16 protein-coding genes and 1 rRNA gene are annotated in these 16,906 nt (G+C 69.3%); 4 read left to right on the plus strand and 13 right to left on the minus strand.

Going from position 1 to position 16,906, the window contains the following annotated elements:
• Positions 1–70 (plus strand): 5S ribosomal RNA (gene rrf, locus AC0662_RS39520); the annotation flags it as partial.
• 102 nt (positions 71–172) lie between these two features.
• Complete coding sequence (locus AC0662_RS39525) at positions 173–652, plus strand: P-loop nucleotide/nucleoside kinase family protein (protein ID WP_478307108.1); 480 nt, start codon at positions 173–175, stop codon at positions 650–652.
• Between the two features lie 12 nt (positions 653–664).
• Here AC0662_RS39525 and AC0662_RS39530 read toward each other — a convergent pair whose 3' ends face one another.
• The 3 genes from AC0662_RS39530 to AC0662_RS39540 all read right to left on the minus strand — a co-directional run bounded on the left by AC0662_RS39530 (position 665) and on the right by AC0662_RS39540 (position 3,060).
• Positions 665–1,318: a hypothetical protein gene (locus tag AC0662_RS39530; protein WP_452202121.1), complete on the minus strand. Its 654-nt coding sequence runs from the start codon at positions 1,316–1,318 to the stop codon at positions 665–667.
• Positions 1,319–1,593: 275 nt separating this feature from the next.
• A complete protein-coding gene (locus AC0662_RS39535) occupies positions 1,594–2,556 on the minus strand; it encodes a glycoside hydrolase family 6 protein (protein ID WP_452202123.1) in 963 nt (320 codons plus the stop codon).
• Positions 2,557–2,622: 66 nt separating this feature from the next.
• Positions 2,623–3,060 (minus strand): guanyl-specific ribonuclease, encoded by a 438-nt coding sequence (locus AC0662_RS39540; RefSeq protein WP_478307110.1) that lies wholly within the window; start codon positions 3,058–3,060, stop codon positions 2,623–2,625.
• A gap of 216 nt (positions 3,061–3,276) precedes the next feature.
• Here AC0662_RS39540 and AC0662_RS39545 point away from each other — a divergent pair, with 216 nt between their 5' ends.
• Both AC0662_RS39545 and AC0662_RS39550 read left to right on the plus strand, forming a co-directional pair.
• Entirely contained in the window at positions 3,277–4,212 is a 936-nt protein-coding gene (locus AC0662_RS39545) for a GNAT family N-acetyltransferase (RefSeq protein WP_452202126.1), read from the plus strand.
• A gap of 95 nt (positions 4,213–4,307) precedes the next feature.
• The gene (locus AC0662_RS39550; RefSeq protein ID WP_452202128.1) at positions 4,308–4,769 is read left to right on the plus strand and encodes a hypothetical protein; all 462 of its coding nucleotides are present in this window, start codon (positions 4,308–4,310) and stop codon (positions 4,767–4,769) included.
• A gap of 8 nt (positions 4,770–4,777) precedes the next feature.
• Here AC0662_RS39550 and AC0662_RS39555 read toward each other — a convergent pair whose 3' ends face one another.
• The 10 genes from AC0662_RS39555 to AC0662_RS39600 form a co-directional block, all read right to left on the minus strand.
• Positions 4,778–5,275, minus strand: a complete 498-nt coding sequence (locus AC0662_RS39555) for an FHA domain-containing protein (RefSeq protein ID WP_478307112.1) — start codon at positions 5,273–5,275, stop codon at positions 4,778–4,780.
• Between the two features lie 230 nt (positions 5,276–5,505).
• On the minus strand, positions 5,506–6,783 hold the full coding sequence (locus AC0662_RS39560; RefSeq protein WP_452202132.1) for a vWA domain-containing protein: 1,278 nt from the start codon (positions 6,781–6,783) through the stop codon (positions 5,506–5,508).
• A 38-nt stretch (positions 6,784–6,821) separates the two neighbouring features.
• Positions 6,822–7,883 carry a protein phosphatase 2C domain-containing protein gene (locus AC0662_RS39565; RefSeq protein WP_478307114.1) on the minus strand — a complete coding sequence of 354 codons (1,062 nt, stop codon included), beginning with the start codon at positions 7,881–7,883 and terminating at the stop codon, positions 6,822–6,824.
• A complete protein-coding gene (locus AC0662_RS39570) occupies positions 7,880–10,249 on the minus strand; it encodes a serine/threonine-protein kinase (RefSeq protein ID WP_478307116.1) in 2,370 nt (789 codons plus the stop codon). The genes AC0662_RS39565 and AC0662_RS39570 overlap by 4 nt, the downstream gene beginning before the upstream one ends.
• Positions 10,246–11,361: a hypothetical protein gene (locus AC0662_RS39575; RefSeq protein ID WP_452202138.1), complete on the minus strand. Its 1,116-nt coding sequence runs from the start codon at positions 11,359–11,361 to the stop codon at positions 10,246–10,248. Before AC0662_RS39575 ends, AC0662_RS39570 begins: the two co-directional genes overlap by 4 nt.
• Positions 11,358–12,320, minus strand: coding sequence for a glutamate ABC transporter substrate-binding protein (locus AC0662_RS39580; protein WP_452202140.1), 963 nt, complete (start codon positions 12,318–12,320; stop codon positions 11,358–11,360). Before AC0662_RS39580 ends, AC0662_RS39575 begins: the two co-directional genes overlap by 4 nt.
• Complete coding sequence (locus AC0662_RS39585; protein ID WP_452202142.1) at positions 12,317–13,642, minus strand: hypothetical protein; 1,326 nt, start codon at positions 13,640–13,642, stop codon at positions 12,317–12,319. The genes AC0662_RS39580 and AC0662_RS39585 overlap by 4 nt, the downstream gene beginning before the upstream one ends.
• Positions 13,639–14,961, minus strand: coding sequence for an AAA family ATPase (locus AC0662_RS39590; RefSeq protein WP_452202144.1), 1,323 nt, complete (start codon positions 14,959–14,961; stop codon positions 13,639–13,641). The genes AC0662_RS39585 and AC0662_RS39590 overlap by 4 nt, the downstream gene beginning before the upstream one ends.
• Positions 14,958–15,608 carry a hypothetical protein gene (locus AC0662_RS39595; protein ID WP_452202146.1) on the minus strand — a complete coding sequence of 217 codons (651 nt, stop codon included), beginning with the start codon at positions 15,606–15,608 and terminating at the stop codon, positions 14,958–14,960. Before AC0662_RS39595 ends, AC0662_RS39590 begins: the two co-directional genes overlap by 4 nt.
• A gap of 32 nt (positions 15,609–15,640) precedes the next feature.
• Entirely contained in the window at positions 15,641–16,903 is a 1,263-nt protein-coding gene (locus AC0662_RS39600; RefSeq protein WP_452202148.1) for a toxic anion resistance protein, read from the minus strand.
• Between the last annotated feature and the right edge of the window lie 3 nt (positions 16,904–16,906).

The raw sequence follows: 16,906 nt of genomic DNA on the forward strand, positions 1-16,906 counted from the left end.
GGAAGTTAAGCCCTTCAGCGCCGATGGTACTGCGACCGGGAGGTCGTGGGAGAGTAGGACGCCGCCGGACATTCACACTGTTAAGGGCCACCCCAATCGGGGTGGCCCTTAACATATGTGCCCACCACTATTTCCGTCGCCGGGACCGTACTGAACGGCCTAGGCTCTGGGCATGGCTGTGCTGGTCTTGGTCGTAGGACTGCCGGGTGCAGGAAAGACGTCGTGCTCACGCCGGCTCGAGGAAGAGCGCGGGGCTCTCAGGCTGACGCCCGACGCATGGATGCAGGCGCTCTTCAACACGAACGAGGTCGACGGACGCCGCTGGGTCCTGGAGTCGGAGATGCTGTGGGGCGTCGCCGCCAGGGCGCTGGTACTCGGCGTCGACGTGATCCTCGACTACGGCTGTTGGTCGATGGAAGAACGCGATCTCTTCCGGACCCAAGCCGCTGAGCTCGGCGCGACCACGGAGATAGTCCTCCTCAATCCACCGTTCAACGTCCTCTGGGAGCGGGTGGAGAAGCGGAACGCCAATCTCCCGCCGGCGACGTTCCGGATCACTCGGGAGGAGCTCCGCGAGTACGAGACGAAGTTCGAAGTGCCGACTGCGGATGAGCTAAGCCGCTGGGACCGGCAAAGAGTGGTGACGGACTAGCTTTCTTCAGGGCTAGCTTTCTTCAGGGGCGATGCCGACGAGGGCGGCCGCGGCGCAGATGTGGACGGGCGTCATGTCGACGGGGGACACCGGTGCCTGCAGCAGGGTGCCACGCTCGTACGGCGTGAGGTCGATGTCGATACCCGGTGCGCCGGCCACCATGCCACGGACGTACGTGAGCCAGCCCATCATCGGGATGCCACGCCGGAAAACGCCGGCGGCGGCCGCGAGCTCGGTGTCGGCGATGCTGGCCCACTGCGGTTCCCAGATCGTCACGACCGCGCGGAGGACCTGGGCGAACCGCTCAGACTGCAGCAGCGCGTCCTCGTCGCTCCAGTGCAGCGTGAGCTGATCCGAGATGGTCGTCATCGTGCCGCCCATGGACAGATCGAACAGCCACGGGAGTTCGCCGGTGCTCTGCAGGTGGAGTCGCGTCGTACTCGTACCGTTCGCGAGCACCTTGGTGGTCGCCTCGACCATCTCCTGCAGCGGGGTGGAGCCGTCCGCCTCGAGGACGTGGTACCCCCAGCGCTCGTCCTGGGTCCAGTTATGGACGTCGGGGAACGCGACCGCGACCGCAGTCAGCGTCCGGCCGACGCGGAGAGCGCGGTGCTCGACGGACTCGTCACGGTGCGACCATTGGGCGCGCAGTAGCCAGGATGCCATTCACGCCCTCCGATCATGAGGCGGTCGGTGCTGCGGAGGTGACGCCAAGCCCAGGAAAGGCCCAGCTTCAGGCGACGGTACGCCGTGATACGACCGCTTGACCAGAGGTCCGCCTACTCGGTGTGAGGGGGTACGGTGGCTCTCCGGAACGATCACCGCACCAGTCTGCTGCACCCCCTGGTCGACGGGCAGCACCGGGGTCCGATTTTGGTAACAACGCAGCGAAATCTGGACAAGTGTCAAGCAGGCGCGCGGGGTGCCCCGCCCACCTCGACTCAGACGCCGCTGATCAGGCGATGCGCGAGCAGTGGCGAGAAGGCCCGAGTGGGCAGATCCGGCGTCAGTCCGCACGGCCCGTCGGATTCGCCGGGAGTGCGGAGCCAGAGATGGAGATCGACCGGAGACGTGGACTTGGCGGCCGGTGTGCCGAGCTTGCGGCCGATTGGGTTGCAGGAGCTGCCGTCGGAGCCGTTGCCGTTGCGGCTGGTGTCGATGACGTAGTGAGTGCCGCCGCCGAGCGCGTTCAGGATCTCGGTGCCGCGGGTGACGGACTGGTCGGTGGTGAAGTAGTTCGCGGTGTTCAGGGCGAACCCGCGGACCTTACCGACGTCCGCGAGCCGCAGTCGGCGCGCCATCTCCTTCGCGTCGCCGGATGTCGCGTTGCCCGCGTCGAGGTACGTCCACGTGTTCGGGTTCTTCACCGCGAGCAGCCCGACGGCGTACTTCAGCAGCGCGATCCGACCGTCCCACTCCGACGTCGGGTAGCAGTCCAGCCGCGCCAGCGCGTCCGGCTCAAGAACCACTACCGCCGGCCGCGCGCCGATGCCGTCCGAAACGGCCGCGATCCACTGCCGGTACGCCGTGTCCGTCGCGGCACCGCCCCCGATCCCGCACTGCCGGCCGGGCAGGTTGTCGGTCACCAGCACCGGCAGCTTGCCGGCCTGGTCAGCAGCCGTCGTGTACGCCGTGACGCCAGCCTTCACGTCGCCGCTCCAGGCGCCGAGCCATCGCGCCGACGGCTGGGTGGCGATCTTTGACGCGAGCTCGGTGTCCTCCGGATGGCGCCGTACGTAGGCCGCCGCGGAGGAGGCCGGGTCCACGTAGATCCCCGTGGTGAGCTTGAGCGGATCGCCGGTCGCTTCGGCCAGCCCGGAGTCGGGCCGGCCGAAGCCGAGCAGAGCGGCGGACAGCACGAGTCCAGCGGTCACGGACCGCAGGACCGGATGCAGAGTCGGCATCGGTGAAGAATCCTTCCGTCCACGGAATGATCACCCAAAGTGCCGACGACACTACTCTCAGACGTGTCAGCTGTTCTCGTCGACCTCGCAGAACGAGGCGTAGTGGTCGCTGGTGTAGTAGACGTGCTCGGGGGTGGTCTTCGCGCCGCCGCCGATCAGCCGGCGGGCGCCGCGGTCCGGGGAGCCGGGCGTGACCACGGTGTACTCGTGGTAGTACCCGGACGACTCATCGGGAAGGACGCCCTCCCGGTTCGAGAAGACAGTCCCGTCCTGGCGGTACGGGAACGGCCCGCCGGAGTGGATCAGCTTCAAGGTGTCGGATGCCTGGGACGGCAGCGAACTGAGCGCACAGCTATCGATCGCAGCTGGTGCCGCGACAGTCTGGGCTGCGACGGTGTGCGGCGCGACGTACGACGAGGTGGTCGGGGCGGTTGGGGCGGCGTAGGCCGTGGACCCGAGGGCGGCGGTGGTCGCCAGGGTCACGGCAGCGATGAGGGTTCTCATGCTCGAGAGGCTTCCCTGTCGCGGCGCCGCCGGGACATCCCAGCTGTGAATAACAGGTGGACTATGACCCCGGCGTTCACCTAGAGTCTGCGACGGCGAGAACGACACGCGACGTGGAAGGAGCGACCGATGAACACTCTGACTTGTTTTCCGGCGCGACCTGTCCGCTCGTCCAGCTCGCACTGAGCGGAGCCCGCGCCTCCTTCTGGAGGATTCGTGACCATCCGCACCACCGTCGAGGCCGACCTCGACACCATCATTGCTCTCATCGAGAACAAATCCGTCAACACCGTCACCCTCGAGCGGTACCGCGAGTACGTTGCCGCGGGCTACTACCGCGACGACTGGACCTGGGCCGTCGAGGAGAACGGCACGATCCAGGCGCTCGCCATCTGGTGGGGCGGCCCGACCGACGACCACCCGTTCAGCATCGACGGCCTGTACTACGCCGGCGATGGCGACCCGGTCCCGGTGTGGACCGAGTTGATCAAGCACGCGATCGCTGCCCGGCCGGCCGATGCCGAGCCACCGGAGTACCACTTCTTCCTGGACAGCGACTGGCAGGACAAGCCGGATGTCGTCGCCGCGCTCGAGTCGCGGGCGCAGGCGGCCGCGGCGGCCGGTCTGACCGAGATCACCGACCGGCTGCGGTACGAGTGGAAGCCGGAGTACGGGCTCCCGGAGCGGTCCACCCGGCTGCGGTTCGAGCCGGCCGACGACGACGCGTTCGTCGACGTGTTCATGCGGGTCAGCCAGGGCAGCCTGGACGCCGCGACCGCGCGGGAGATCGCCCGGCTAGGCGTCGAGGGTTCGGCCCGCGAAGAGCTCGAGCTGTACAAGTCGATGCCGAACAGTGACCGGTCCTGGTGGCGGCTCGGGTACGACGGCGAGGGCAAGCTGATCGGGTTCGCGATCCCGTCCGCGAACGCCAGCGGACCGACCGTCGGGTACCTGGGCGTCCTGCCCGAGCACCGGGGACACCACTTCATCGACGACCTGCTGGCGGAGATCACCCACCTGCAGTCGGAGATGGACGCCAAGTGGGTCCGCGCCGACACCGACTTCGGGAACGTGCCGATGGCGAAGAGTTTCGAGCGTGGGGGATACCGGAAGTTCGCCGTACGGCGGGTGCTGTCGTTCCCCGAGAGCTGACCTGAACTCGCACCGTTCGAGGTGCAGACGAGCGGCGTCCCGACCCCTATGCTCCCTGACATGTCAGATGGCTCGGGGGTCGGGGAGTCGCCGAGATGCGTGATATCGCGCTGATCCTGCATGTTGCGGCCGGCGGTCTCGCCGTCGTGTTCGGTCCGTTGGCGATCGTCCTGACGCTGCGCCGTCGCCGGCTGAACTGGGCCGGCGAGACCTACCACTGGCTGATCGCGCTGGTCTGCCTGACCGCGCTGGTGATGGTCCCGTACGACTGGGGCCGGCTCTGGTACTTCTGGCCGATCACGATCGCGTCGTACCTGTTCGTGTACCTCGGTCAGCGCGCCGCCGAGGCCCCGGGTGGTCTCTGGTACCGCGGCGTGCTTCGCGGGTACGGCGGTGGCTGGATCGCACTGTGGACGGCTGTCGCGATCGTCAGCCTCCCGCACCAGCCGTGGGCGTGGGCGATCCCGATTGTCCTCGGATCGGCCGCCATCGAGTGGCTCTGCTTCAACCCCGCTCCGGGCTGGACCCGCGGATTCCAGCCCGGCACCAGTTCCTAGGCCTGTTTCTAAGCCTGGCCCGCGAGTTCTTCCGGCGTGGCCTTGCGGACGACGAGCCGGGTCCACGCGCCGACGTAGATGCGGTCGTCGGGGTTCAGTTCCTGGCGCTGGCCCGGGACGATCGGGGTTTCCGGGAGCGGGCCGGCCGCAGAAGCGACGTACGTGCCGTTGGAGGACTGCAGGTCCTCGACCCACCAGCGCTGACCGTCGGTGGTGAGTTGCGCTTGGCGGCGGCTGACGCCGGTGTCGTCGCCGCAGTCGACCTCGGGCGAGATACCGCGACTGCGCGACGGGCGGCCGACCAGCAGACTCTTCTCGGTCAGCGGGATGACGGCCGGGAGGCCCGGCGACGGGCAGGGGTCGTCACTCTGCTGTACGGCGTACCAGTCGGGGTCGACCCAGCGCTCGACAACCCACTCGGCTGTCGCGGCCGGCGCCGGCGGGGTCGTCGGGGCCGTCGGGGCCGGGGCGGCGGACAGGTCGAGCGACGACGCAGGGCGCGGCATCGTGCCGGTGGTGAAGTCGTAGCCGCAGCTCTCACAGAACAGCGCGTCGGCTGACGCAGGCTCAGAACAATTCGGGCAGGTCTGCCCAGCCGGAGGTGCTGCCGGTGCAGGCGCAGCAGCTTCTGGGGCTCCTGCTTCTGCGGCACCTGCTTCCGGTGCGGCCATCGGGAGGCCGCAGACGTCGCAGTAGTCGGTTGACGTGGAGGGGTGTCCGCTCGGACAGTTCACGGTCATTTCCGCACCCGGGTGGTCTTGGTGGAGGCTGTGTCGAGCGCCATCTCGTCGGCCTTCTCGACCGTGCGCTTGAGCCGCACCGTACCCGTTTCCTGGTCGTCGATGTCCACGACCTTGCGCAGCCGCGTGGTCGCTTCCTCGTTCCCGGTCGCCGCCGCGAGCTGGACCGCGCGGCCGAGCTTCGTGGTCGCCGTCGCGGTGTCACCGGCGGCCTTCGCGGCCAGACCGTCCTGGATCGCCTGCGCCAGCTCGGTCTGCCCGGTGTAGTGCGCGACCTCCGGGCTGATCCGGGTGGTGAGCGCCTCGTCGGCCGACCACAGCGCCTTCACCAGGCCCTGCGCGACCACGTCGTCACCGAGCACCAGTTGCACGCGAGCGGCCAGCTGCTCCTGTCCGACCGCCTTGGCAGCCAGCCGGATCGCCACGTGGTAGTCGCGTGACTCGTCACCCCACGACCCGGTCGGGTACGAGCCGGTCAGCGGGTTGACCGACGTACGCCGGCTGGTCAGGTCCTCGACCGTCGGGGCGACCTGCCGGACGAACAGCACCTCGGCACCCTGCGGCGCCCACACCCGCAGGTCGGCCTGCGCGACACCGCGGCTCATCGCGTTCTGGATCAGCTTCGAGAACTCGGCGGCCAGCTGGTCCGGTGCCGGGATGATGTCGACCGTCCCGAGCAGCGCCTGCGCGATCCGCCGTACCTCGTCGACCTGCCAGGCCACGCCGACGCCGCGGGTGTCGCACTGGAACTGACCGGTGACCGACTCGATCGCCTGGGTCAGCGCCTCCGGCGTCTCGTGCTGGTTCTCGCCGTCGGTCAGCAGGATCGCGTGCTTCTGCGACAGCGACGGCACGGTCGCGAAGACTCGCGAGGCCAGCCGCAGCCAGGTGCCCATCGCGGTGCCGCCGTCGGCGTAGAAGCGGGACACCGCATCCTTCGCGGCCTGCCGGGTGTACGAGTCCATCCGGACCATCACCGGTTCGGCGGACGGCGGGAACGCCAGCTGCGCGCGGTCGTTGCCGGAGATCACCGCGAACCAGACGCCGTCGAGGATCTGGTCGATCGCGGTCTGGGCGGCGAAGGCCGCGGCCTGGACGCCGTCGCGGCCCATCGAGCCGGAGGTGTCGACGATGATGATCTCGCCCGCGTCACCGCTGCCGGACTGCCCGGCGGAGCCGGCACCGGCGCAGTTCACCGTGACGATGGCGTGCACGTCGGTCCCGCCGTCGGGCAGGAACTCGTTCTGGTACACGGAGGCGGTGAAGTCGGCCATCTCGGGTCCTCTGTCTGGGGTGGTGGGGTGGGAAAGGGCTAGATCCGTGCCAGGGCGACGGTGATGTTGTCCTGACCACCCTGGGCGTTCGCCCAGTCGACCAGGGCGGACGCGGTGGCCTTCGGCTCGCCACCCGTGCCCGCAGCAGTCTGACGTACGAGGTCGGCCAGCGGTGCCGCCTCCGAGCAGTAGTTCCACAGGCCGTCCGAGCAGACCAGCAGCCAGCCCGGCCCGGTGACCTGAACCGTCATGGTCCGCGGCGTGTGGTCCGGTGCGTCCTTGCCGAGCCAGCGGGTGATCGCGTGCGCGTGCGGACCGGACTCGGCCTCCGCACGGGAGATCCCGGTGGCGATCAGCTCGGCCGCCCACGAGTCGTCGACGGTCAGCGCGACCGCCTCGGCGTCGTCCGGGAACCAGTACGCGCGACTGTCGCCAACGTTGCCCGCGACCAGCAGACCGTCCTCCAGCACCGCCGCGACGAACGTGCAGGACGCCGGGTTCGGGCTGTCCGGACTCGTGCTGTCCAGTACGGCGTCACTCGCAGCGTCGGCCGCCGCCTTCAAGCGGGCCGCCATCGCACTGCTCCGGGACGACTCGGTGCCGAGACCCTGCGCATGGCCGGCCGCCAGCACCTCACGTGCCGCACGGGCGGCGGCGAGGCTGGCGACGTCGGAGTCGAGCGACGAGCTGACCCCGTCGCAGACGACCAGGAGCGCGCGGCTGCCCGGCGCCTCGTCGGCCTCGATCGCCATCGCGTCCTCGTTGCGGCTGTGCCGGATCCCGCGGTCGCACACTCCGGCGACCCACGGTGCCGGCTGCTCCTCGAAGTGGTCCCGGGGCTTCGCGGCCTTGGTCCCACACGTCTCGCAGTACCCGTCGGCGCCGACGGTGCCGCCGCACGACCGGCACGGCCCGGCCGGGTCCGCCTCGGGGATCGCGACCGCGGTGATCTCCACGGTCGGCTCGGTGTCGGTGTCCAGGGCCGGGGTGTTCGGTGTGGCCGCCGAGGTCAGCTCGGTGCCGCAGGCCTCGCAGAAGCGATCGGCCTCGGACACCGGCCCACCGCAGCTGGGGCAGACCGTCTCGGTCTTACTCGTCATCGCAACGTCCATCCTCGAACCTCGTTGGCCTGGTCGACCAGGGCGATCCGTTCCGGCCGGGACTGGGCCTGGTCGGCCAGCAACCGGTAGGTGGCCTCGAGCCCGTCCCGCAGAGCAGGCTCGGTCGCCGCCCGGCCGTCGATCCGCAGAGCCTCCTGCGGACCGGACTGCTGGACCTCGGTCAGCGCGGTCCGGAACACGTTCGCGGCCAGGTTGGCCCGGTCGACCGGGTCGATGGTCAGCGTCGCGATGCTGTCCATCGCCTGGGCGAGCGCGGGAAGGCCACGCCCCGATCCTGCCAGGAGACCGGCTCGCTGGCGACGGGCCCGTACGTACTCGCCGCTGGTCCGGGGTACCAGGTCGAGCGCGCCGAGCGCTCCGTCCAGGTCGTTGCGCTGCGTCCGGATCGTGGCCAGACCGAACGCCGACGGTGCGATGTAGTTGGCATCCGTCCGCGCACAGGTGAGGTAGAGGCCCTCGGCAACGTCGTACTCGTTGCTGTGTTCACAGGCGATCGCGAGCGCGAGCTTCGGTGCCAGCTCACCCGGCACCTGTCCGTAGACGGCGTTGAACGCGGACTGGGCCGCGGCCGAGTCACCACGGGCCAGCGCGACCAGTCCGGCCATCCAGACCGCTCGCCACTCCCACGGGTCGGAGTTGAGCAGGTCGGCCACCGCGGTGTCGACCATGTCGTAACGCTCCGGCCCGATCTCCAGAGCGGCCTCAGCGACCTCCAGCAGTGTCTGCGGGGACTGCTCCGGCGCGCCGACCAGCAGCTCCAGCCGCTTGGCCGGGTCCGGCACGCTGACCGTCTTGAGCCAGCCGGCCATCTTGTCGCCGTCGTCCGGCGCCAGTGACGGCAGCTGCTGCCACGGCGCGGCCGCCTCCCCCAGTCCGGCTGCCTTGTCGCCCGGAGTCCCGAACAGCAGCGAGGACGCCGAGTGCTGAGCCGCCTTGGTGCCCTGCTTGTCCGCCACGACCTCACGCAGTACGCCGAGCAGTTGCACGCGGAACTCGTCAGCGGACTGGAAACGGTCCGCCGGGTCCTTCGCGCACGCCTTGGCCAGCAGGCGGTACACCGAGTCGTACTTCTGGAACAGCGGTACTTCGCCGACCGGCGGCAGCGAGTCGACGTACCGGCTCTGATAGCCGCGGAACTCCATCGCCAGCACGCACAGGGTCCGGCCGAGTGTGTAGATGTCGGAGGCAATCGACGGGCCGACCTCGGCCACCTCGGGAGCCTGGAAACCGACCGTTCCGTAGATCGCCGAGTCGAGGTCGTCGATCCGCCGGACGCCACCGAGGTCGATCAGCTTGACCGCGTCGCCGACCTGGATGATGTTGTCCGGCTTGAAGTCGCAGTACACCAGGCCGAGATCGTGCAGGTACGAGAACGCGGGCAGGATCTCCAGCAGGTACGCGATCGCCTGGTCGATCGGCAGCGCGTTGTACTGGCCGTGGTTCTCGGACATCCGTTGCTTGAGCAGCGTCTTCAGCGAGGTGCCACCGACGTACTCCATCACGATGTAGCCGGCGCCGTCATGGGTGACGAAGTTGTAGATCTCGACGATCAACGGGTGCTCGACGCGGGCCAGGAACTGCTGCTCCGCGATCGCCGCCGCGACCGCGTCCGGGTCCTCGGAGTTCAGCAGGCCCTTCAGCACCACCCAGCGGTCGGACACGTTCTTGTCCTGGGCCAGGTAGATCCAGCCGAAACCGCCGTGCGCCAGGCAGCCGCGGACGAGGTACTGGCCGCCGACCAGGTCACCGTCCTTCAGCTTCGGCGCGAACGAGAACCGATTGCGGCACTTCGGGCAGAAGCCCTCGGTGCGGCCCGGCGTTCCGTTGCGGGAGCGGCCGACCGGGTTGCCGCAGCTCGGGCAGTTCCGTCGGTCCTCCGGGACCATCGGGTTCGCCAGGATCGCCTTGCTGGCGTCGATCGCGGGGATCGACGGTACCTGCGTCAGTCCGGCACCGAGGCGCGCGCCGCGCAGCCGCGTGGACGACGTACCGAGCTTGCGGGTCAGTTTCGAACCGGCCTGGGCCGCGCGGGCCGAACCGAGCGGCGTGGACGCCAGGCGGTTGGACGCGCGTGACACTGTCGACACGGAGCTGAGCGGGTCCGCCTCGTGGACGACGGCCGGGGCGCCGGAGACTGCTGACGGGCTGGACGAGCCGTCGGGCGCGGGCGAGCCGCACACGTCGCAGTACCCGTCGACGTACGTGCCGGTGCAGCCGGGCTGGGTGCAGGCGCCTGTCGCGGGAGCCGACGCTACCGGCGCTGCTGCCGCGGCGGGGGAGCCGCAGACGTCGCAGTACCCGTCCACGATCGAGCCGGTGCAGCCCGGCTGGGTGCAGGTCGTCATTTCGTTCCTTCCAGGTAGGCCTGGTAGGCCGCTACCAGTGCACCGAGGCGGGCCAGGTCCACCGGCTCGGCCTCGATCACCGCTCGGCCGCGCCGGTACAGCTCGGCGAGATCCTCGTTGCCCGGGGCAACACTTGCCGCCTTGACCTGATAGGCGTCCAGCAGTTGGGTGAGCTCGTCACGTCGTCCGAGCGCCGCCCCGTACGCCGCCTGCGCCTGCCCGAGCGCCCGTCGTACGGCGTCGAGCCGGGTCAGGTACTTCGCCAGCTCGGCCGGGGTGTTCGGCACCGCACCGAGCGCGGTCACATCCGGTACGGCGAGGCGCGGGGCCGGACTGACCGTCGCGACGGTCTTGTCGGCGAGCGCGCGGACCGCCGTACCCTGGGCTTCGAGCTCGCTCCGTAGCGCGCGGGCGCGGGCGACGTCGGCGGCGCGTTCCTTGCGGGTCGCGGCACCGACGATCAGGTCACGTTCCGCCTTGGCCGCGTCCAGTTCGAGCGGGCCGATCAGTCCGCCGATGTCCGCGCCGCGTTTGTTGCGGTCGGCAAGGTCTGTGAGGCGGCGGTCGAGGTCGTGATGTGAGGCGAGCGCTGTGTCGCGGACGTTCGCGGGCTCCTGCTTGACCAGGTCGCTGATCCGCTCGACCTGCGCGCGCAACTGCCGGAGGCGGGCGGCGAGGTCGGCGTCGCCGGGCTCCAGCGCGAGCTTGGCGCGCAGGCTGGACGCCAGCGCATCCGACAGCTTGCATGCCTCGGGCAACGAAACCGCGAGCGAGCCGCCCGCGGCGCCGGCGTCCAGACCGCCCCAGATCAGCGTCGAGATCTGCTCGGTCTCCTTCGCGCCGACGCGACCCGAGTCCCAGGTGACGAGGATCAGCTCGTACCGGTCCGAGACCGCCTTCCAGACCGTCATGCTGAGTACGACGTCCGCGCTCAGCGCATCCGCCTCTGCCGCGTGCAGGGCGGCCTGATCCAGTTCGTCCAGCTCCGCCTTGCGCCGGTCCCGCCACTCGCCGAGCGCGTTCAGATAGGACAGCAGCTCCGTCGCCGGAACACTGCTCCCCATTTTCCCCGGCGACGCGGGCGCCGAAGCGGTCGGCGTACGAACGGTCATGAGCGTCCGTACGCGGGTGTCGGTGGGGCCTTGAGCTCACCGAGGTCAGGCTCGAGCCACTGGTTGTAGGACGTCATCCATCGACCGTCGGCCTTCATCTGCGCGAGCACACCGTTGACGAACTTCACGAACTCGACGTTGTCCTTGTTGATGCCCAGGCCGTAGGGCTCGTTGCTGATCCGCTCGTTCAGCACCTTCGCGTACGGGTCCTGCGCGGCGTCACCGGCCAGCACCGTGTCGTCACCGCTGATCCCGGCCGCCTTGCCCTGCTGGAACAGCACCAGGCACCCGGTGTCGGTGTCGGCGGTGATCGGCTTGATCTTCGGGTTCGCCTTCTTCAGGTTGTCCAGGCTGGTCGATCCGGCCGGGGCGCAGATCGTCTCGCCGGAGAGGTCCTGGAGCGTCTTGGCGGTCGAGTCACTCTGGACCAGCGTCTTCTGGCCGGAGCGGTAGTACTCCGCCGAGAACGCGATCTGCTGCCAGCGCTCGCAGTTGATCGTCATGTTCCGAGAGACGATGTCGACGCTCTTGTTCTGCAGCGAGGGGATCCGCTGCGGGCTCGAGATCACCCGGAGCTCGAGGTGACCCTTCCAGGTGCCGAAGATCGCCGTCGCGACCGCCTTCACCATGTCGATGTCGAAGCCCTCGATCACGCCGGTCAGCGGGTTCCGGGCGCCGAGGTGCAGGCTGTCCGCCGAGACACCAGCGATCAATCGGCCGCGAGCCTGGATGTCCGCCATCGTCGTACCGGCCGGCATCTGGCCCGGCGCGGGCAGTGCGCCCTCGGGCTTGTAGGACTGCAGTTCGGTGGTCTTGTCGCAGCTCGACGGCGTCGCCGGTGCGGCCGACGGTGTGGTCGGCGCGGGCTCGGCCGGGATCTGGGTGGCCGCATAGTTGCCGCTGCCGCAGGCGGTGAGGAGCAGCGCGGCGGTGGCCGCGATCGGGATCAGTTTCTTCATCGGTACTCCTCCAGGCGCTGCGACATGCCCCAGGCGACGAGCAGGGCGGCGACGATGCCGATCGGTACGCCGAGCCAGCCGATCGGCGGCAGCCCGTCGCGAGCATCGGCCAGCCGGCTCTGCACCGACGTACTGGTGTCGTCGAGCTGCTCGTTCGACGCGGTGTCGAAGGCTTTGAAGGTGTCGACGGAGTTGTACTTCTGGTTGTCCGCACCGACCGCCATCGCGACGGCGCCGTCCCAGTTGCCTTCCTTGCCGTCGGTCTGCCGGACCTTGGTGTGCACAGTGGAGTATTCGTTCCACAGGTTCCGCAGGGTCATGTCGGTCGTGCCGAGCTTGTCGAGTTGCTCGTTCACCTGCGCGGCCGCCGCGTTGTACGCCTGGTCGAAGTTGTCACCCGAGCCGCGGGCGATCAGGGTGAGGCTTTCGTTCGAGCGGGCGTCGTACGCCGCGATGCGGGCGCGGGACAGTGCGAGGGTGCGTTCGTACTCCGTACTGCGCGTGTCCTTCGCCGCGCCGGATGCGCTCGCCAGTGCGATCCCACCGACGACGGTCGTCAGCAGCACGAGCAGCGCTCCGGCCGCGATCGGGACGTTGATGTAGCGGTGCGTACGGCCGGCCAGCCAGCGCAGCGTGACGGCGAAGATCACCAGCGCGAGCACACCACCGACGACGATCCAGATGGTGCCGTAGCTGATCCCGTCGAACTCGGTGTCGACCCGCTTCTCGTTCGCCTCGACCAGCGCCTTCACGAGCGGGAGCGAGTTCTCCTGCAGGACCGAGTTGGCGTCCTTCAGGTACTGCGAACCGATCGGCAACCCCTGGCGGTTGTTCGCCCGGGCCTGCTCGATCAGCCCTTCGTAGGTGACCAGCGTCTTGTTCAACGCCCCGAGCGCCTCCCGGTCCGCGGGCTGTGCGCTCGCGGCATCGGAGATCAACCCGGCGGCCGCGGCCATCGAGTCGACGTAGTGCTGGCGCTGGTCCGGCGGTTCGAGACCGCCGACCAGGAACGCGTTGGTCGCGTCGGCGTTCGCGCTGACCAGGTTGGTGTGGATCGCCTGGATCCGGACCAGTTGCGCGGCGTTCGCCTGCGCGCGGTCCAGGGCGCCGTCGGACTGGCTGAAGCCCTGCGCGGCGGCCAGTCCGAAGACCACGCTCATCGCGGCGGCAATGATCAGGAACGCGCGCATCCGGCCCGGCGTACCCGCGAACCACTGCGCGACCGCGCCGCGCCGGCTCGGGGCCTGGGCGGACGGCGCCTGCTGCACCGCACCCGGCGCGGGCGCCAAGGTCGCGGGCGGCGCACTCTGCGTCTGGGTCACGCCTGTACTCCTTGCTCGGCTTGTTCTTCGTCCTCGTCGAGATCCGTCGCCACGATCTGACGCAACTGCTCGGTCGTCGGTGCCGTCACGTCGCGCAACCGCCAGGCCTGCCGGCCGATCGCGGCCTCCAGTACGTTGCGGGCGAACCGCCCATTGCCGAACGAACCGTCCCGCGGCGTCGCGGTGAGAATCTCGTGGAACCGCTCCAGCGCTTCCGGGACCAACTCGTAGTCGGCCGCTTCGGCGAGCCCGGTGAGAATGTCGGTCAGCTCGTCGTCGCTGTAGTTCTCGAACTCGATCGTGGTCCGGAACCGGCTGGCGAGTCCGGGGTTCGCGGCGATGAACGCGGCCATCGGCACGGGGTACCCGGCGACGATCACGACCAGGTCGTCGCGCCGGTCCTCCATCTCCTTGACCAGCGTGTCGACGGCCTCGCGCCCGTACTGGTCGGCGCCGTTGTCACCGGCGGTCAGGCTGTAGGCCTCGTCGATGAACAGCACGCCACCCGCCGCGGACTCGACGACCTCGGCGGTCTTCGTCGCGGTCTGCCCGAGGTACCCGGCCACTAGTTCAGAACGGTCGACCTCGACCAGTTGTCCCTTGGACAGCAGGCCGAGCGCCTTGTAGATCCCGCTCACCAGCCGAGCGACGGTCGTCTTCCCGGTCCCCGGATTCCCCACGAAGACCAGGTGCCGGGTGATCGTCGCGCTCTTCAGTCCCGCCTCGGTCCGCAACTTCTCGACCCGCAGTACGGCGACCTGCCGATGCACTTCCCGCTTCACCCGAGCGAGCCCCGTCAACTCATCGAGCTCACCCAGCAACTCCTCAACCGTCTTCTCCGGAACCTCTTCTACCTTCGGAGTTTCCTGTGCAGGTGGAGCGGCAGGTGCAGGAGTTGAGGTGGTCTGCAGCGGTCGCGCGCCCGCGGCTTGAAGCTGTGCCGCGGCTGCTACCGACGCGTTTCCTATGACCCGCATCGTTGGTTCACCCAACGTGCACGCCGCGGAGGCGATCTCCGCGAGAGCTTCGGCGTACGCCGCCTTCTCGGTCGAACCCGCGGCGATCAACTCGCTCAGCACCGCCGTCGGCGCGCCCCGCCACCGCCGGCCGCGAACGGCCGCGTCGAAGAAGTCCTGGGTTGTCGCGTCGTCGACCGCTTTACCCCAGTCGGCGGATGCACCCGGCGCCGACTCCGCCAACGCGGCGGCCAACGCCAACGCCTCGGACCGGGCCCGGTCCTCCGCGATCCCGGCACGGCCGGCGACCTCCAGCAGCGCGGACAGCGCCTGCTGCAGCGAGCTTCCCCCCGCGCCGGTCATGTCCCTCCTCGTCCAGGTGGTGGTGTCAACGGCCCCGCCGGTCCACTGCTTGGTCCAGTTGGTCCAGCGCTCGGGCCCGTACTTGGTCCTGTGCTTGGTGTGCTGTTCGGCCCCATCGTCGGTGCCGGGGTCGACTCGGTCGGGCCGAGCGCCAAGCCTCCGCCGGTGGAGCCGGTGCCGAATTTCTCCTGCAGGAACCTGCCATGGGCGATCAGCGCCGCCGCGTCGGCGCGGTTCACCGCGTCGAAGACCTTGTCCATCGTCGCTGCCAAGAGGTCCAACTGATCGATGAGGATCATCAGCGACGTCTTGCCGCGGTCCACCGGCCGGGTGTCGGCCCACTGCCGCGGCAGCCGCAGGTACCCGCCGATCGCCTCCGGCAGGTAGTCGGTCGCCGTCGCCATCACGGAGTACGCCTGCGCGCTACCGCCCAGATTGCCGAGCCGCGGGATCGTCTCCCGCACCACCCGGACCACCCGCCCGACACGCGACGCGACGACCGCCGGTACGGCGCCACCCGCGACCAGCTGCTCGACGCGGACCAGCGCCGCCAGCAGGTCGTCGTTCGTCGGCGGCCGGGGTACGGGGGCAGGCTCGGGCTCCTCCTTACGGCCGGTCAGCCGTGCGAAGAAGTCACCGAGCGCCATGCAGTCCCCCGTCTCCAGGTGGTGAGTTGGTGTCAGCGACCGAGGTCGAGGTCGAGGCTGCCGTGCACGACCTGCTGGTTCTGCTGGGCGACCCGGTCCAGGTACGAGCGGGACTTGGTCACCTCGGTCTCCAGCGTGCCGATCGTCGCGGCCATGTTGTCGAGCGCCTCGCCCTTGAAGGTGTCGATCGCGTCCATCGTCGCGTAGATGTTCGCGAACGCGGCCTGCAGCTGCGGCAGCCCGATCGTCGCCGACGCGGCCTGCTGCTGGATCGCGACCGAGTTGTCCCGGAGCATCTCCGAGGTGCGCTCGATCATCCCGCTGGTGGTCGTGTTCAGCGCGGTGATCTGGTCCAGCACGAGCTTCTGGTTGCCGAGCGCCTGCGCGACGATGACCGCCGTACGCAAGGCCGAGACCGTGGTGGTCGACGCGCGGTCGACACCCTTGATCAGCTCGATGTTGTTCTTGATCACGATGTCGATGGCCAGGTAGTTCTGGATCGAGACCGCGAGCTGGGTGAGCAGGTCCTGGTGCTTCTGCCGGACGTAGAACAGCACGTCCTCGCGGAACGCCTTCGCCTTGTCCGGGTTCGTCGCCTCCAGCTCCGCGATCGCCGCGGACAGCCGCGCGTCGAGGCGCTCCGCGACGTACACGTACTGGTTGAGCCGGGTCATCGCGTCCCAGAGGTTCTGCTTCTCCAGGTTCAGCGCGGCGTTGTCCTTGCCGAGCTCGTCCTGGCCGTTGCGCAGGCTGTGCAGGATGCCCTCGAGGTGGCTCTGCGCGCTCTGGTACTTGCGGAAGTAGTCCTCGATCTTGTCGCCGAACGGGATCATCCCGAGCAGCTTCTTCGGCCCGCTCGCTTCCTTCGGGTCCAGGTCCTCGACCGTACGGCGGAGTTCGAGCAGCGTCTTGCCGACGGTCGAACCCTCCGACAGGCCACCGCTCTGCAGGGCCTTCACCGGCGACTGCAGCAGCCGGTTCGAGCTCTCGGCGGCGGCGCGGATGTCGACGTCGCCCATGCTGCGCACGTCGCTCGCCTTCGCGGCGAACTCCGGCGACCGCGGCTCGGCGGCCATCAGCGCGTTCAGGAAGGTGTCCACCTTGGTGTCCAGCCCCGGCAACGCGGCCGGGTCGACCGCGGGCGCCATACTCGGTGCCGCGGTTTCGGCGACTGGCTGTGACGGCGGCGGTGCGGTCAGTATCAGGCCCGGCGCGGTCGCCGTCGGCGGCTGCAGCGGCTGCGCGGCGGCAGGCTGAGCAGCCGCCGCACCTGCGGTGTTGTCAGCTTCAGTCATGGT

Source organism: Kribbella sp. NPDC043289 (genome assembly GCF_056436705.1).

Bases quoted from the DNA above. Each gene is read 5' to 3' on its own strand.
- AC0662_RS39525 (WP_478307108.1), top strand. From the start codon at position 173: ATGGCTGTGCTGGTCTTGGTCGTAGGACTGCCGGGTGCAGGAAAGACG.
- AC0662_RS39530 (WP_452202121.1), bottom strand. From the start codon at position 1,318: ATGGCATCCTGGCTACTGCGCGCCCAATGGTCGCACCGTGACGAGTCC.
- AC0662_RS39535 (WP_452202123.1), bottom strand. From the start codon at position 2,556: ATGCCGACTCTGCATCCGGTCCTGCGGTCCGTGACCGCTGGACTCGTG.
- AC0662_RS39540 (WP_478307110.1), bottom strand. From the start codon at position 3,060: ATGAGAACCCTCATCGCTGCCGTGACCCTGGCGACCACCGCCGCCCTC.
- AC0662_RS39550 (WP_452202128.1), top strand. From the start codon at position 4,308: ATGCGTGATATCGCGCTGATCCTGCATGTTGCGGCCGGCGGTCTCGCC.
- AC0662_RS39555 (WP_478307112.1), bottom strand. From the start codon at position 5,275: ATGCCGCGCCCTGCGTCGTCGCTCGACCTGTCCGCCGCCCCGGCCCCG.
- AC0662_RS39560 (WP_452202132.1), bottom strand. From the start codon at position 6,783: ATGGCCGACTTCACCGCCTCCGTGTACCAGAACGAGTTCCTGCCCGAC.
- AC0662_RS39565 (WP_478307114.1), bottom strand. From the start codon at position 7,883: ATGACGAGTAAGACCGAGACGGTCTGCCCCAGCTGCGGTGGGCCGGTG.
- AC0662_RS39570 (WP_478307116.1), bottom strand. From the start codon at position 10,249: ATGACGACCTGCACCCAGCCGGGCTGCACCGGCTCGATCGTGGACGGG.
- AC0662_RS39575 (WP_452202138.1), bottom strand. From the start codon at position 11,361: ATGACCGTTCGTACGCCGACCGCTTCGGCGCCCGCGTCGCCGGGGAAA.
- AC0662_RS39580 (WP_452202140.1), bottom strand. From the start codon at position 12,320: ATGAAGAAACTGATCCCGATCGCGGCCACCGCCGCGCTGCTCCTCACC.
- AC0662_RS39590 (WP_452202144.1), bottom strand. From the start codon at position 14,961: ATGACCGGCGCGGGGGGAAGCTCGCTGCAGCAGGCGCTGTCCGCGCTG.
- AC0662_RS39595 (WP_452202146.1), bottom strand. From the start codon at position 15,608: ATGGCGCTCGGTGACTTCTTCGCACGGCTGACCGGCCGTAAGGAGGAG.
- AC0662_RS39600 (WP_452202148.1), bottom strand. From the start codon at position 16,903: ATGACTGAAGCTGACAACACCGCAGGTGCGGCGGCTGCTCAGCCTGCC.